Origin of the sequence: Limosilactobacillus difficilis, from assembly GCF_947387495.1 — a bacterium.
GTDB lineage: Bacteria > Bacillota > Bacilli > Lactobacillales > Lactobacillaceae > Limosilactobacillus > Limosilactobacillus difficilis.
In genome coordinates, this window is sequence record NZ_CANDNU010000022.1 from 14,581 (window position 1) to 27,774 (window position 13,194).

General features: G+C 43.1%; 18 protein-coding genes. 15 read left to right on the forward strand and 3 right to left on the reverse strand.

Annotation, left to right across the window (positions count from 1 at the left end):
* The first annotated feature begins 165 nt into the window (after window positions 1-165).
* From QOR82_RS05515 to QOR82_RS05525, 3 genes are read left to right on the forward strand one after another with little or no spacing between them, the layout of a single operon-like run.
* Window positions 166-1,041, forward strand: coding sequence for a DegV family protein (locus QOR82_RS05515; RefSeq protein WP_283583776.1), 876 nt, complete (start codon window positions 166-168; stop codon window positions 1,039-1,041).
* Window positions 1,038-1,667: a hypothetical protein gene (locus QOR82_RS05520; protein WP_283583777.1), complete on the forward strand. Its 630-nt coding sequence runs from the start codon at window positions 1,038-1,040 to the stop codon at window positions 1,665-1,667. The genes QOR82_RS05515 and QOR82_RS05520 overlap by 4 nt, the downstream gene beginning before the upstream one ends.
* A 6-nt stretch (window positions 1,668-1,673) precedes the next feature.
* On the forward strand, window positions 1,674-2,495 hold the full coding sequence (locus tag QOR82_RS05525) for a glycosyltransferase family 8 protein (protein WP_283583778.1): 822 nt from the start codon (window positions 1,674-1,676) through the stop codon (window positions 2,493-2,495).
* Between the two features lie 34 nt (window positions 2,496-2,529).
* Here QOR82_RS05525 and QOR82_RS05530 read toward each other — a convergent pair whose 3' ends face one another.
* Window positions 2,530-3,180: an endonuclease III domain-containing protein gene (locus QOR82_RS05530; protein ID WP_283583779.1), complete on the reverse strand. Its 651-nt coding sequence runs from the start codon at window positions 3,178-3,180 to the stop codon at window positions 2,530-2,532.
* A gap of 131 nt (window positions 3,181-3,311) precedes the next feature.
* Here QOR82_RS05530 and QOR82_RS05535 point away from each other — a divergent pair, with 131 nt between their 5' ends.
* Window positions 3,312-3,863: a GNAT family N-acetyltransferase gene (locus tag QOR82_RS05535; RefSeq protein ID WP_283583780.1), complete on the forward strand. Its 552-nt coding sequence runs from the start codon at window positions 3,312-3,314 to the stop codon at window positions 3,861-3,863.
* A 188-nt stretch (window positions 3,864-4,051) separates the two neighbouring features.
* On the opposite strand, the gene QOR82_RS05540 is transcribed toward QOR82_RS05535, so the two are convergent.
* Window positions 4,052-5,221 (reverse strand): tyrosine-type recombinase/integrase, encoded by a 1,170-nt coding sequence (locus QOR82_RS05540; RefSeq protein ID WP_283583781.1) that lies wholly within the window; start codon window positions 5,219-5,221, stop codon window positions 4,052-4,054.
* A gap of 154 nt (window positions 5,222-5,375) precedes the next feature.
* Between QOR82_RS05540 and QOR82_RS09495 the strand changes: the two genes are divergently transcribed.
* Entirely contained in the window at window positions 5,376-5,546 is a 171-nt protein-coding gene (locus QOR82_RS09495) for a helix-turn-helix domain-containing protein (protein WP_408612927.1), read from the forward strand.
* A gap of 63 nt (window positions 5,547-5,609) precedes the next feature.
* Here the strand turns inward: QOR82_RS09495 and QOR82_RS05545 are convergent, their stop codons facing one another.
* Entirely contained in the window at window positions 5,610-5,975 is a 366-nt protein-coding gene (locus tag QOR82_RS05545; protein ID WP_283583782.1) for a helix-turn-helix domain-containing protein, read from the reverse strand.
* A 251-nt stretch (window positions 5,976-6,226) separates the two neighbouring features.
* On the opposite strand from QOR82_RS05545, the gene QOR82_RS05550 reads away from it, so the two are divergent.
* From QOR82_RS05550 to QOR82_RS05595, 10 genes are all read left to right on the forward strand, one after another.
* Window positions 6,227-6,421: a helix-turn-helix transcriptional regulator gene (locus tag QOR82_RS05550; protein ID WP_283583783.1), complete on the forward strand. Its 195-nt coding sequence runs from the start codon at window positions 6,227-6,229 to the stop codon at window positions 6,419-6,421.
* Between the two features lie 81 nt (window positions 6,422-6,502).
* Window positions 6,503-6,883, forward strand: a complete 381-nt coding sequence (locus QOR82_RS05555) for a hypothetical protein (RefSeq protein WP_283583784.1) — start codon at window positions 6,503-6,505, stop codon at window positions 6,881-6,883.
* A 28-nt stretch (window positions 6,884-6,911) separates the two neighbouring features.
* Complete coding sequence (locus QOR82_RS05560) at window positions 6,912-7,058, forward strand: hypothetical protein (RefSeq protein WP_283583785.1); 147 nt, start codon at window positions 6,912-6,914, stop codon at window positions 7,056-7,058.
* A gap of 11 nt (window positions 7,059-7,069) precedes the next feature.
* A complete protein-coding gene (locus QOR82_RS05565) occupies window positions 7,070-8,278 on the forward strand; it encodes a hypothetical protein (protein WP_283583786.1) in 1,209 nt (402 codons plus the stop codon).
* A gap of 139 nt (window positions 8,279-8,417) precedes the next feature.
* Window positions 8,418-10,688, forward strand: coding sequence for a DNA primase family protein (locus QOR82_RS05570; RefSeq protein WP_283583787.1), 2,271 nt, complete (start codon window positions 8,418-8,420; stop codon window positions 10,686-10,688).
* A gap of 30 nt (window positions 10,689-10,718) precedes the next feature.
* Entirely contained in the window at window positions 10,719-11,117 is a 399-nt protein-coding gene (locus tag QOR82_RS05575) for a hypothetical protein (protein ID WP_283583788.1), read from the forward strand.
* A gap of 287 nt (window positions 11,118-11,404) precedes the next feature.
* A complete protein-coding gene (locus QOR82_RS05580; RefSeq protein ID WP_283583789.1) occupies window positions 11,405-11,584 on the forward strand; it encodes a hypothetical protein in 180 nt (59 codons plus the stop codon).
* 7 nt (window positions 11,585-11,591) lie between these two features.
* Window positions 11,592-11,867 carry a hypothetical protein gene (locus QOR82_RS05585; RefSeq protein WP_283583790.1) on the forward strand — a complete coding sequence of 92 codons (276 nt, stop codon included), beginning with the start codon at window positions 11,592-11,594 and terminating at the stop codon, window positions 11,865-11,867.
* A gap of 19 nt (window positions 11,868-11,886) precedes the next feature.
* Window positions 11,887-12,150, forward strand: a complete 264-nt coding sequence (locus QOR82_RS05590; protein ID WP_283583791.1) for a hypothetical protein — start codon at window positions 11,887-11,889, stop codon at window positions 12,148-12,150.
* Between the two features lie 6 nt (window positions 12,151-12,156).
* Entirely contained in the window at window positions 12,157-12,387 is a 231-nt protein-coding gene (locus QOR82_RS05595) for a hypothetical protein (RefSeq protein WP_283583792.1), read from the forward strand.
* Window positions 12,388-13,194: the final 807 nt, after the last annotated feature.

Genomic DNA, 13,194 nt, shown 5'->3' on the forward strand with positions numbered 1-13,194 from the left:
AACTTAACTATTATACCGTTGACTAAGTGCCAGAAGCAAAGAGAAGGGGCTGGCTGACAATTGGTTTTGTTAGATTCTTGTGTTATTCTAAATACATAATTGTGCTTAACTAGGCAAAAAACGTTGATATAATTTAAGAACATTACATTATTGGAGTGTTGAATTATGAAAATTGCTGTTGTAACTGACAGCACTGCTTATCTGAGCAAAGAAGAAGTTGAAACTAACAATATCCACGTTGTTCCAATTCCGCTGATGGTTGACGGGCAAAGCTATCGGGAAGGCGTTGATATTGATACCAGCGAGTTCTATGAGAAGTTGGCCCATTCCCAGTCTTTCCCGAGCACGTCTCAGCCGCCGATTGGGGAACTGATGAAGCTTTACCAGCAATTGGCGGACGAAGGATATGATGCGGTGATCTCGATTCACTTGACCCGGGCCATCTCTGGCTTGCTCAATACGATTAATCAGCTTGCCGAGGAGATGAAGGACACGATTAAAATTGTTCCTTTTGACTCTTTCTTAACGGTCAAGATGATGGGGAACATTGCTATCGAAGCGGCCGCGGAGATTTGCCAAGGAAAAGACCTCGACACAATCATAGCCAACCTCGAGCAGTTCCGGGAAACTTTTAACGAAGTGTTCGTCGTCGATGATTTGCAGAATCTCGTTCGCGGTGGCCGTCTGTCCAACGCCAGCGGTTTTGTCGGTTCGATTTTGAAAATCAAACCACTCCTGACGATGCACACCCCTAATCATGCTATTGAGGCTTTCGAAAAAGTGCGTTCGATGAAGAAAGCTAAGCTGCGTTGTGAACAGATCTTTGATCAAGAGATCGCCAAGGTGAACTACCCGGTGACAGCTATCGTTTACCATGCCAACTGTCAAGAAGCGGGACAGAAGTGGCTTGATAAATTGGCGGCAGATCACCCTGATATTCCCTTTGAATTATCTTACTTTGGTCCGGTAATCGGAACCCACTTGGGGCAAGGTGCTCTTGCGATTTCCTGGAGCCGTGATCTGAAACGGCAACCATTATGATGAAACATCGTTGGTCCTATTATCTGATCCTGTTTCTGACCGCCGTAGTTTTAATTTTTTTAGCCCCGCTTAGCTTCAAGTCCTTGCTGCCGTCGGGCAAAATCGATATTCAGCTGGTGCCGGTTTTGGCCGTTGCCTTAATTGCTGTTTTTGATTGGCGGCCTGCTGGCGGTGCTGTGGTGGTTAGTCTGGCGGTCTTGTTACTGCTCCACTGGTTATCTTGGCCCGACCTCGTTATTTTGTTGATCGATTTAATAGCAATCATTTGCTTAAAGCGCTTTCAGCCACACCCGTCGGCTCTGCAAAGTCGCTTGTTCAGTATTACCCTTGGCCTTAGTCAAGTGGTGGGGATGACTGGGGTTTACTTAATTATCGCCTGGCTCTATAGTCACCAGCTGAACGGTCTGGTGACCTATTTTGGCCAAGTTTTCCCAGTTGCCTTGTTGAGCGGTCTTTTGTACACCTTGCTCACCGCACCGCTGATTAATTTTCTACGGTGGTTGCTGAAGCTGACTGGCAATTTTAATGACAATTTCCCGCCGGCTGCCAATAGTCAAGGCAGCGTGGAAATCAATCTGGGTTCATCAAAAAAAGACTCTCATGATCACGATGATGAAAAAAGGTGATCTTTAGTGAATTTATTGTTTTCAATTGACGAAAGCTACATTCCCCATCTAGCGACCGTTCTCTTATCAATTCATGCTAATACCCCCCAATGTCATTTTGACATTTATGTAATTAGCGACCAGCCTTTAGGAGATAGGGAACAGCTAGCGCGTTTTTGTCAGCAATTGGGAATGAACTTTCATCCAATCATCGTGGATCCTGATGATTTTACGGATGCTCCCGTCACTGAGCGCTATCCGCAGACTATTTATTACCGTCTGTTAGCCCATCAATACCTGCCAAAGAATTTGGAACGCATCTTGTATCTCGATGCAGATGTTTTATGCATCAACGATCTCCGGCCACTTTATCAGACAGATTTACGGGGTTATCTCTACGCCTCGGCGATCCACACTAACTTGACTAACACGACCGAGGTTATCAACCGGATTCGCCTGCAGAACTTTGAATCGAAAGGTTATTACAATTCAGGAGTGTTGCTGATGAACCTGGCCGCGATTCGGCAGAACGTTCGGGCAAATGATATCTTTGATTATATCCGCAATCACGTCCTCTTACTGCCGGATCAAGATGTCTTAAATGCACTCTATGGGGAACGGATTAAGTCGGTTCCCGACCAGCTCTACAATTTCGATACCCGTAAGCTGGCTACTTATCAAACCATTTCTTTTGGCGAATGGAATCTCGACTGGGTCATCAAAAAGACGGTTATTTTGCATTATTGCGGGCGTGATAAGCCCTGGCAGGTCAACCTCAATCACGGTAAATTCACGGCTTTATATAAGCACTACGATCATCTTACCCAGCTTCTTTTAAAACAGCACTAGTCGTGTAGGCAGCAACTCCACGATTGGGGCTGTTTTATTTTGGCGCGAGCCGCAACTGGTCACCGCTCAAAAAGCTCTTCTTAAAAGCAGTCCGGGGGTGGAAGGCCACCTTGCCAAACTCATCGATCAAGCCGTGGAATTCCTGAGCATCTTGCAGCGAAAAAGTGCGGGGAAGTTGCACTTGGCGCGCTAAGCTTTGGTAATTCGAAATTCCGCCGATGCCGAGCTCGGTGAAAAGCAGTCGCGCGTAGTGATCGCTGATGAAGCTAGGACGGTCAAAGACATAGGTCAGCAGCACATCAGCCGTTTCGTCACCGACGCCGCGCAGTTTCATCAGGGCCGGCCGCAAATTATTCCCTAGTCGTTCGGCTGTTTGTTGGTAGTCAAAGTGGTCAGTTGCCAACCAAGAAAAGACCTTTTGGACGGCCCGGCTCTTGTTATGGTAAAAACCGGCTGGCTTGACGAGCCGTTCGAGCTGGTCAATTGATAAGTGGGCGATTTTAGCCGGATCAAAAGTGGTTGCTTGACGAAACAGGGCGGCGGCACGTTCGGCATTGCGGCTATTGGTATTTTGGATCATCAGTGCTTCAATGATGATTTCAGTTTTGCTATTGGCGGGCCACCAGTGGGTCGGTCCCATCGTCTTGAGCATTTTGTGATAAAGTTGGTCGAGTGTTAAGATCATGAAATGGCCTCCTGCTTGTGTTTAATGCTTATATTGTACAGCTTGATATTAATTATGCTGTTTAATTTGCATTAAAGAAGGTTTTTGTGTTAAATTACGTTTTGTTAAAAATGCTGAGAGGTGAGATGAAGATGAAGATTAGTAAAGCTACTCCTAAGGACTTAGATCAGTTGATGACGATTTTGGAAGATGGTCGCAACCAGTTAGCTGAGCAGGGGATTGATCAATGGCAAGGCGATTACCCGAACCGTCAACATATCAAAGAAGACATCGACAACGGTTTTGCTTATCTCGTTCACTCTGATGATGAGCAGACAATCGGAGCATTCTCTGTTGTAACCCCGCCGGACCACTCTTATGATGAATTAGATGGTCACTGGCTGCTTGATACGCAGAAGTACCGGACGATTCATCGGGTGGCAATTCACTCCAACCATGCCGGCCATGGCTATGCTTCCCAATTATTTGAATCAGTGATCGATTACTTTCAGGACGTGCCTGAAGTGGAATCTTTGCGGATTGATACGCATGAGGACAACAAGGCCATGCAGCATTTGATTACCAAGCACGGCTTTACGCGGGTCGGAACCCTTCATGGTGTCTACCGGCCAAATGAAGAATCATACGTTTACGAAATGTTAACCCAGGGCGGTGACGGCAAGAATACGATGTTCAAAGACTAGCCGTAACCATTGAGGCTGTAGTGATTAGCATAATTTAACAAAATTAAGTTAAATCTTAAAATCACTTCACAAGCCAGTTTAGCTTACGATTTAGCTTACACAAAGTATCAAATATGGTACAAAATGATACAATATGAGAATGAAAAGTGTAAGCTAAATAATTTTTAGCTTACAGGTCTACTCCAAGTTTAAAGATCGATCTTATCGAAAAAGTCGCTCATTTTGCTAGCGGCTTTTTCTTTTTGATCGTCGGTGTACTTTGCATAATATCTAAGTGTGGTATTATAAGACGAATGTCCTAATTGATGTTGCAAGTCTAAAAGTGACATCCCCGACTTAAGCGCCAAAGTTGCATAGGTGTGACGAAAAGCGTGGACGTCGATTTTTGGTAATTGTGGAAATTTGGCTTGCAATCGCCTAAGAGTGCCGTAAGGCCAGCTTGATACATGAGCTTGTGGCTTCCCTTTTGCAAATGACAAGAACATAAGATCATTTTCGTTCTTCTCATGACGCTTTGCTAACTTGTTATTTAATGCTAAGTGGTGTTGATTGAGCAGTGACAAGGTTTTCTTGTCTAGTATAATCACCCTATCACTTCCTTTAGTTTTGGTTGTCTCGGATATGATCGTTTCGCCCTTGTATCCCGTACTTAGCGTTTGGTGAATGTGAAGTCGATTTCCTTTTAAATCGCTCCAACTCAAAGCCAAAGCTTCAGAACGACGCATCCCCGTTCGAGCTAATAAAGTGAAGTAAACATAGTTCTCAAAGCTGTACTCATTATGAATGAAGTTAAGGTAAGTTTTTAGTTGATCTTCTGTCAACAAATCGTCATCTAATTTATGATTAGATCTTCTTTCTTTTGGAACATCAACTTTAATAAATTCGTCATGATTGGTATAACCCATCTTATAAGCGTACTTGAAGACACGTCTCAATACTGTCGATATAGCGTGAAATTCTTTGTATTTCTGTGATAGATCAACAAGATACTTTTGTATATACGGAGCTTCGATTTTACTAATATCTTTATCACTGAATCCGGGAAGTAGTAGTCGTTCAACTTTTTTAGTCAAGTCAAAGTAAGTAGTTGGTTTGACAGTAGTTTTATAGATGACAAGCCATTCTTCATAGACGTTTTTAAAAGTCTTTATTCCTTGGTAAGTTGTGGCTGGTGAGACTTTTTGTTCTCTATCAAGTTGACTTTTTAGCCGTGTTAGGGCAACATTGGCTTGCTCACGTGTGCGGAAACCGGAACGTCTAGTGGTTCTTCTTTTCCCCGTCAGCGGATCGCGTGGTAAGGCGATTTGGAAACGCCATCGTGTTTCTCCGTTTTTAAGTTTGTATTTTTCAAGTTTCATGTGATTCTTCCTTTCTGTATCATCTCCACAAGTCACTATAAATATTGTAAGCTATCAATACATAGTATATACTAGTTATGTGGACTTCATAAGGTTCACGGGCGAAAACTTCTTTTCTGTCGTAAATTTTTCTTCTATTCGGAAAGGATTTCCGATGAGATATTTTACGATAACCGAAGCTGCTGAGTACTGCCATGTAAGCCGTTCGACGATCTATCGATGGACTCACTTGTACGATTTGCACTTCATTAAGATCGGCAATGTGTCAAGAATACCACAAGATTGGATGGACTCATTCTTACACTCGGCTGACTTTAAGTGGTAGCTTCGAAATAAAATAAAACCCGTTAGCAACTAAGCTAGCGGGTTTTTGTGTATATACTTGTGACTACTTACGCTGTGCTTCGTAATCGGCTTTATACTTTAGATAATCCCTGTATGGTAGGCTTTGCGCAATATACTTGTACATATCGTAATCCTTGTATCTATCGTCGTCCCCGTTATTACCAGTTACCGGTTTACGATTATCGGGATCTTCTAAAAGTTGTTGTAGCTTGATATTTAAAAATTTGCACAACCGGATCGTGTTTGGAAGATTTGGCAACCGGCGGCCCGCCAAATAGTTGCTTACTTGGCTTTCTGTGACTCCGACCTCATCTTGAGCCTGTCTTGCAAGTTTGCCACTTTTACTCAAGTAATACTTTAAATTCGTGCTGACTCTATATGTTAATGGATCCATTTGCTTATCAGTCATTATTTACACCTCGTTTCTTATATTATATAGGAAGAAAAAAATTTTTTAAAAAACTTTGAAAAAATACTTGCCATTTTGAAAAGTAGTGCTATAATATAATTGAAGGTTGAGGAAAGGATATAAGACTTATAACTCAACCGATACCCACCAATCAAAATAAAAAAGTTGAAATTTTTTATAAAAAAGACTTGTCATTTTGAAAAGATGGGTATATAATGAATATGTAAGATAAAAGAAAGGAGGTAAAGCTCATGGATGATGTCACAGCATTAAAACAGTGTCGACTAGATCGAAGATGGACGCTGGCACAAGCTGCTCAGAAGATTGGAATCAGTGAAAGTGCGCTAAGCAATCTCGAGCACAATAAGCGGCATGGAAGCCACGACGTACAGCAACGTGCTTCTAAGGTTTACCAAAAGTCAGTCGATGAGTTATTTTTTGCTTAGAACTTTGCAAGATGATAAGTTTGATTTGTAATCACGAAAAGGATTTGATCCGCTTGAGGATCACGAAAGGAAGTTTTAATCATGGAAAAGGACACACAATCAATTTTAGACAATGTAGCAATTTCTCAAGTATCACATGTATGTGAACATGTCGCCGCATTCAATGCCTTCAACGAAACTGAATCAGCGGCGATCACGGCGTCGAATTTTAGCCGCAAGGTTAAGCGCGAGCGAGCAGAAGCGCAAGATAAGCTCAACCAGTTAATCGCAACCGACGCCAAACATGAAGCGGTAGTTTATATCGAGTGGTATCTAAACGATAAGCGAACATGGACGTTGGCAAGCAATGCAAACCCGACAAATCCACGGAGAGCTATCGAATACGCGCTAGTAAGCAACGGATACCATTGGATGCCGGGAGATGATAGCGGGGATGAACCAGAAGGACGTTGGGAAAAGTAAGGAATTAAGGAAAGGATGAGTGATTGATATGGATAACCTTTACAAAGACTGGAGCCAGGATGAGATTGACGAAGAAGAAGTACGAGAAGCCGAAGATTGTGGGATGACGCTGGACGAGTATCAAAACCTGGACACCGAAACTTGGGAGTATATTCAAAGCCACAACTTCAACTAGAAGGTGATCACATGGAATTCTACGAAACTATGAAGCGGTTAGGCTTAGCTCGCCAGGCTTGCTGGACCATCAGCGACAACAAAAAGCGACCGATTGACCCGAAGAGCGCATTACGTCAGCACTTCAACCCATCAAAATATCAGCCAGCGCTTGCGAAACCAAACGATGCCAATTATTGGGGAAACTTGTGCAACGATCCGGTCAAAGGGTTGGTTAGCCTAGACGAACTCAAGGCCGATCACGGAACACCCAAAACTGGTTACGCTTTGCGTATCAATAGCGAGAAGCAACACGTTTTCTTGATTGACGTCGAGAAAGAGTACGATCACAAGATTAACAAGCTTTTAAAAGGCTTACCAACGGTTTACGCCGAACGTTCAAAACACGGCGGGATCCACATGATCGTGTATTTATCTAGTGATTTCTTCGAAGATCCGGTTTTTCAAACTGTACCACTCAAAACGAGTTACAAGATTGGTACTACAAAAGGTGAGCACACTGGAGCCGAAATTTTCTTCTATGGCCACTACCTAACCTTTACCACAAACCAAATCAAAATCAAAAAGCCGGTCGAAGATTGGAAGAAACACTTGATAAAGTTGTTTGATTACTTGCTAAACCATCAGTCAACAGCAAGCGTAACGGCAGGAACCATGATCAAAGGAACATCAAAGAAACCGAATGCAATTAGTGATAATTCCGCTGATTATGTGTATGACGTTGTTAAGAAGTTAGAAGATCATTTGTTAACGCAAATCGATAAGTATGACATGATGAAAATCAGCAACCTTTATAATGATCCAAACTTTCTTGGAGATGGCAATCATCCCCTGGGAGATAAGTCACAAAGTAGGCGTGACTACATGATTTGCTTCAATCTGATGAAACGGGCAATGACTCAAGTCGTCAACAATTATCATGCTAAACCAATTCCATTCGATGGATTCCAAGAAAAGAGCCACATGAGTCCGACGAACTTTGACTTGGCTTACAATCCAACAGTGATTTTATGGGCGGTTTACTACTTGTCGAGTGATTATCTCAAGAAACGAGCAAAACTTAACCAAGTCCACGGTTCAAATGGCCAGCTTTATCAGCAAAAGGTAGTACAAAGTGCTTTCGACTTTATCACACAAAAGATGAAGTTAGGCAGGCAGTTCATTGACACAGCATACACCCACGGATATAACGTCGACGGGTCAGACATTGAAAGGAAGTGACGATACATGAAAGATTTTTAAACGAAAGAAGCGCTCAGCTTGAACACTTTAGCTGAACGCACCTTATCAATTTTATTTACTACACCAAGTATACATCATGATGGTGCAGAAGTCAAGAACAAGAAAGGAAGTAGCAATAATGGCAAGCAGTACGAAAGCGGAATTGCTTCAAGCACTAAGTGAGCTAAGTGAAGACGACATCGAAAACTTGAAGCAAAAAGCCAGCAAGCGAGCACAAAAGTCGACTAGTGTAACGCTAACTGATCGCGACCTGATGATCGCGAGAAGTGCTCACACTGACCCAACCAAACTAGTTTTAGCACGAGCAAACACAAATTTTAAGATTGATTTTGTGTACGGAAAAGATCGTATTAGCTGGACCTATAATCCGTTAAATCATAAGATTCATCCCTTTACACAAATGGGATTAGCCGAACGCGTCACCGACATTTTGCGAGGTCATGCCTTTTATCAGATTGATCGTGGGGTTTGGTTTGTCTGGACTGGAAAACTATGGGCCAAACTGCCGGCTACTAATTCCAGCGAACTTTTCCAAACAGCCATGTGTCTGCCAGCAGTAATCATAGCTGAAAGTGAAGCCGAAATGTCAAGCGTTGAAAATGTGGGAATGACAGACAGCGATTGGAAACGATTTGTGCGTTCATCAGCTAGTAAAGCGACGCTAACCGCGATCTTTCAATTAGCGGAAACGGGACAGTTACTAGGCCGAACAGATATCGACTTTAACAATCAACCGGCAAGGTTGAATTTGGTAGATGGTGAATACGAAGTCGCAAAAGTTGATGAAAACGGAAAACTGGTTAAAGGCAACCGCAAGCTTGAAAAGCACGACAAGGATCACCTTTTTACCACGATCTACCCCGAGAAATTTGACCCGAAGGCCCAGGCACCAAAGTGGAGCGATTTTTTGAAGACTTTGACGCAAAATAATCAAAAATTAATTGATTATCTACAGTTGATCGCCGGGTATACAGTGCTTGGTATTAATGATTTTGAGCATTTCTTTATTTTCGAAGGGCCCGGTGGTAGCGGAAAATCAACATTTCTTCACATTTTGTCTAAAATTTCGGGGGATGATTTAGAATCACCAGACTCGAGCAATTCTGTGAGTGGTATCCCGTTTGAACTGTTTGCAAAGCAAAAGAATTCAAACCCCGAAAGTAATTCACCCCAAAAAGCCAGGTTGGCCGGTAAGCGTCTAGTTATCACCACTGAACCAGATCAGGGCGCAAATTTTTCTGAAGGACTTGTAAAGAGCTTAACCGGACGTGACACGATGAGCGCGCAAGCAAAGTACGAGAAACCGTTTTCGTTTGATCCATTTTTCAAGCTACTAATCGCCACAAATTATGCGCCCAAGTCCAGCGGTGACAGCGCTATTATGCGTCGGTTGATCTTGATCAAGTTTTTGCACAAGATGCCAAGTAACAGCATCTACTACAATTCACGATTTGAAGACGAAATCGTACAAAGTGAATCAGATGGAGTTTTGTTGTGGATGATCCATGGAGCCGAACGATTGGTTGACTTATCAATTCAACAGCAAATAAAAGCCGAACAATTACGTAAGCAAGTTAAGTCAGGTAAACTAAGTATCGAACAAGTACCGCAAGTTGAACAAGATCCCTTTGTGCTGGAAATGCCAAATGAAATCAAGGAATGGTGTATTGGTTACAAGAGTGAATCAAACTCAGCCGGCGAGTTCTTGCGTGATTGCTTGATGAGCTTTGATGAATATTGGAACCGCGTGGCTTCATCACCAGCTCTTGATACGTCGGTTTACTTTGGATCCCAAAAGTCAAACGGTAAGCTATCCGGAACCGACCGAAACCACATTAAACGTTTCGATGACACGATTAGCGTGGTTGCCGACGTAAGATCATCAGTCACTCAAAAGGAGCTATACCAAGCATACCGTGATATCTACTGTCAACAGGCTGGAATCGACCATCCAATCACTCAGAAACGTTTCAACCAAACAATCCGAGACTACGCACCAGAGGCGCATACTAACAGAGGAAAAGTGTGGTTAGGTCTAGGGTTAGCGCCATACACGGACCGATTCAACCGTTACCACGAAGGAAATTATGGCGAAAGCGTCGATGAGTTGCGATGGTATCTTGACAGTCAAAACCACCCCGGAAACGTTGATAGTGAAGACTTGCAGATGTTAAAGGACCAAATCAAACCAGCTAAACAATTAACAGCCAAACGACAACAAGAAATTAAAGACTTCATCAAGTCAAATAATGTGGCATATCTTGATAAGATGAACGGCCAAGTTGAAACGGTAGTTGATCCACGTTCCGATCACGCCGACGTCAAACAGGGTCAAATGTTTGATAAGTCAAATGATGATAGCAAAGCAGTTAGCGAGTTGTTCGCGTAAGCAGTGATTGAATAAAGGGGATTGAAAGTTATGAATGATGCAGAGTTAGTACGAGCGAGTAAACATTTTTTTGTGAAAGATTACATCCGGGCGCTGTATACAGCGAAGGGTGCGGAAGTAGTGTCATCACCGGCTTTATCGCCAACCAGCGGAAGCCACGGTTACGGCAATTCAAGTGAGGATACGATGCTGAGAGCCGTTGTCGCGAGGCAACTTTTACGCGAAGTTGAAGCGACGTTATCAGTGCTTGACGAAGAAGAAGCCGAAATTATCCGCGAACGCTACATCAAGCATAAAACCGCCGTTGAGGCTAGTTTTGATGAGTGTATGAGCACACCATCGGTTTATCGCGTAGAGCGCCGGGCTCTGATTCACTGGGCCTATTGCTGGCGCGGTGGCGTGCTTTTAGATGATGTCAAAGTTGGTTAAGTAATGATAACAGAAGTTAATTAACTACTACTGTATTGGTTGGATGGTTGGGCAGTGGTTGGTGGATAGTGAAAGGATCTTAACAATGAACAACGAAATTAAAACGAAAATCAAGAGCTTAGAAGCTGAAGAATTACGGATGGCCTTGGTACTTCATGCGTTGGCTTATCTATACGGTAAAGTGTCAAGCAGGGCCAATCCATCACGGCACCGATTTGACAAGCGAAAAGATGGCTCCGCTTGATGGCTTAGTGAGTGATTTTATTGAGCGAAACAGGCCCGAAAACTTGAAGCAGTCGACGCAAGCGATAACCGATGAGGTCTTCGACCGTGCAAATAGTGACAACCAAGAGCGCGTAATGTACGCCACGGGGATGCACAACACGGCAGTGGGGATTATCAACCTTTACCGTCAAGCATTAGGGCTTGATGCAGAGGACAACGGATTTTATTTAGGAAAGGACTAGACCAATTATGGATAATTTGTGGATGTATTGTAAGCGAGCGTATAAAGAAGTGGACAAGGTGATCAGTCAACAAGAACAGAACCAAATCATTGACAAGGCAAGAAAAGTCTGGGTTGAGCGTCACCGTGCATTGGACCAAGCAAAGGATGATCAAGAACGCCTATCAATTATTTTTGCGGGTGGTATCACCGTTGAGCAAATCCAGTTTGAGCTGCTCAACGACCTTTATTATCAAAAGACGGGTAAGGATATCCCGTACATTAACAATCTTCGCTGGTATTAATGAAAGGACTAGACCAATTATGACGAGAGCAAAAGTTTTATTTACGATTGATGACAAGATGGATCCGCACTGGCAGTTTGGTCAAACTTACGACACGGAAGCGGAGGCTTTATCAGACTTTGAGGACTTCGTCAAGGGATACCATTCAATTTATACAAAAGGTTACAAGCATGATACGAACGTCCACGAATTGTGGAATTCCGACCGCACAGAATATTGGTTTTGGATCATGTCGACACCTTACCCACGAGTTCACGCCAAAATTTCAACAACGAAGGAGTAACTAACCATGATCAAGAACGAAGAACCGGACTATATGAAGAAAGATGCCGACTTTTTAGATCACCAGTTTGAGGTTAATCCACCGCTGCTTGCGGGATTGTCATCAGAACGAGACAAAGAATGGCAACAATACATGGCCACCCACGAAGGTAAAACCGCCGCGCAATTGTACGACGAGGGCGAGAGTACCACGAATCGGTTTTTGGTAAAGCCGACAAGTGGTACAAGATCAAGTTAAACTAATTTCATAACTAAACCCGCTAGCAATTACGCTAGCGGGCTTTTTGTTTGCCCGCCCGTTTGGTATCGATTCGCTCACTATCTGGTTGCTGATTTTTGCCCGCTTAATCGAAAGCAAACCAACGTCAAACAGCGCCCACCGTCATTATCATAAGCATGGCCCCGAGTTTGACCCTTATATAGGTATATTCATGTAGATACAAATAAAGGCCTCTCAGACGCGTTAAACTTTAAAAAGCAGGGCAATTATACAGAACAAAACAAATGAGCGACGTTATATACCAAAAATCACGGCTAAGCTTTCGGGTCAAGTTTCGGGCTGATCTACTAATCCCAAAAAGACACCAAAGGTGATCGCCAAGCTTAGACGCCAAATCATCCCCCAAAAATTCGATGCCATCGACGCAACCAACGGCACCCGCAAGGAAACCGCCAGGCTTGATCGTCAAACGTGGTTCAAACCCGACGCAAACCAGGTCGGCTCAACCAGACAAGGTAAATAATAAGTATACGTTTTTTATACGCTATTAAATAAAAAAGTGACAAAACTAAAAATGGAGCAAAAGGCGTAACGATGCGGGTTAGCGAGAAAAAGTGACGAAACTGATCAAAAAGTGACAAAACTCAAAAATTTTCGTCACTGCCTGAGCCTTACTGCCACAAGGGATACAGCGATAGTGACGAAAATGACCCCCTTTTTCACACATGGTTTTACTACGTTTTATTATGTGACGAATTGTCAAACTAAGTGCAACGGTTCTTCAAAAAATATCTCAAACGGTGTTTGATAGTTTAATATTTTTCT

What these genes read in the sequence shown, in the direction of transcription:
- QOR82_RS05515 (WP_283583776.1), top strand. Translation starts at nt 166, where the DNA reads ATGAAAATTGCTGTTGTAACTGACAGCACTGCTTATCTGAGCAAAGAA.
- QOR82_RS05520 (WP_283583777.1), top strand. Translation starts at nt 1,038, where the DNA reads ATGATGAAACATCGTTGGTCCTATTATCTGATCCTGTTTCTGACCGCC.
- QOR82_RS05530 (WP_283583779.1), bottom strand. Translation starts at nt 3,180, where the DNA reads ATGATCTTAACACTCGACCAACTTTATCACAAAATGCTCAAGACGATG.
- QOR82_RS05535 (WP_283583780.1), top strand. Translation starts at nt 3,312, where the DNA reads ATGAAGATTAGTAAAGCTACTCCTAAGGACTTAGATCAGTTGATGACG.
- QOR82_RS05540 (WP_283583781.1), bottom strand. Translation starts at nt 5,221, where the DNA reads ATGAAACTTGAAAAATACAAACTTAAAAACGGAGAAACACGATGGCGT.
- QOR82_RS09495 (WP_408612927.1), top strand. Translation starts at nt 5,376, where the DNA reads ATGAGATATTTTACGATAACCGAAGCTGCTGAGTACTGCCATGTAAGC.
- QOR82_RS05545 (WP_283583782.1), bottom strand. Translation starts at nt 5,975, where the DNA reads ATGACTGATAAGCAAATGGATCCATTAACATATAGAGTCAGCACGAAT.
- QOR82_RS05550 (WP_283583783.1), top strand. Translation starts at nt 6,227, where the DNA reads ATGGATGATGTCACAGCATTAAAACAGTGTCGACTAGATCGAAGATGG.
- QOR82_RS05555 (WP_283583784.1), top strand. Translation starts at nt 6,503, where the DNA reads ATGGAAAAGGACACACAATCAATTTTAGACAATGTAGCAATTTCTCAA.
- QOR82_RS05560 (WP_283583785.1), top strand. Translation starts at nt 6,912, where the DNA reads ATGGATAACCTTTACAAAGACTGGAGCCAGGATGAGATTGACGAAGAA.
- QOR82_RS05565 (WP_283583786.1), top strand. Translation starts at nt 7,070, where the DNA reads ATGGAATTCTACGAAACTATGAAGCGGTTAGGCTTAGCTCGCCAGGCT.
- QOR82_RS05570 (WP_283583787.1), top strand. Translation starts at nt 8,418, where the DNA reads ATGGCAAGCAGTACGAAAGCGGAATTGCTTCAAGCACTAAGTGAGCTA.
- QOR82_RS05575 (WP_283583788.1), top strand. Translation starts at nt 10,719, where the DNA reads ATGAATGATGCAGAGTTAGTACGAGCGAGTAAACATTTTTTTGTGAAA.
- QOR82_RS05585 (WP_283583790.1), top strand. Translation starts at nt 11,592, where the DNA reads ATGGATAATTTGTGGATGTATTGTAAGCGAGCGTATAAAGAAGTGGAC.
- QOR82_RS05590 (WP_283583791.1), top strand. Translation starts at nt 11,887, where the DNA reads ATGACGAGAGCAAAAGTTTTATTTACGATTGATGACAAGATGGATCCG.
- QOR82_RS05595 (WP_283583792.1), top strand. Translation starts at nt 12,157, where the DNA reads ATGATCAAGAACGAAGAACCGGACTATATGAAGAAAGATGCCGACTTT.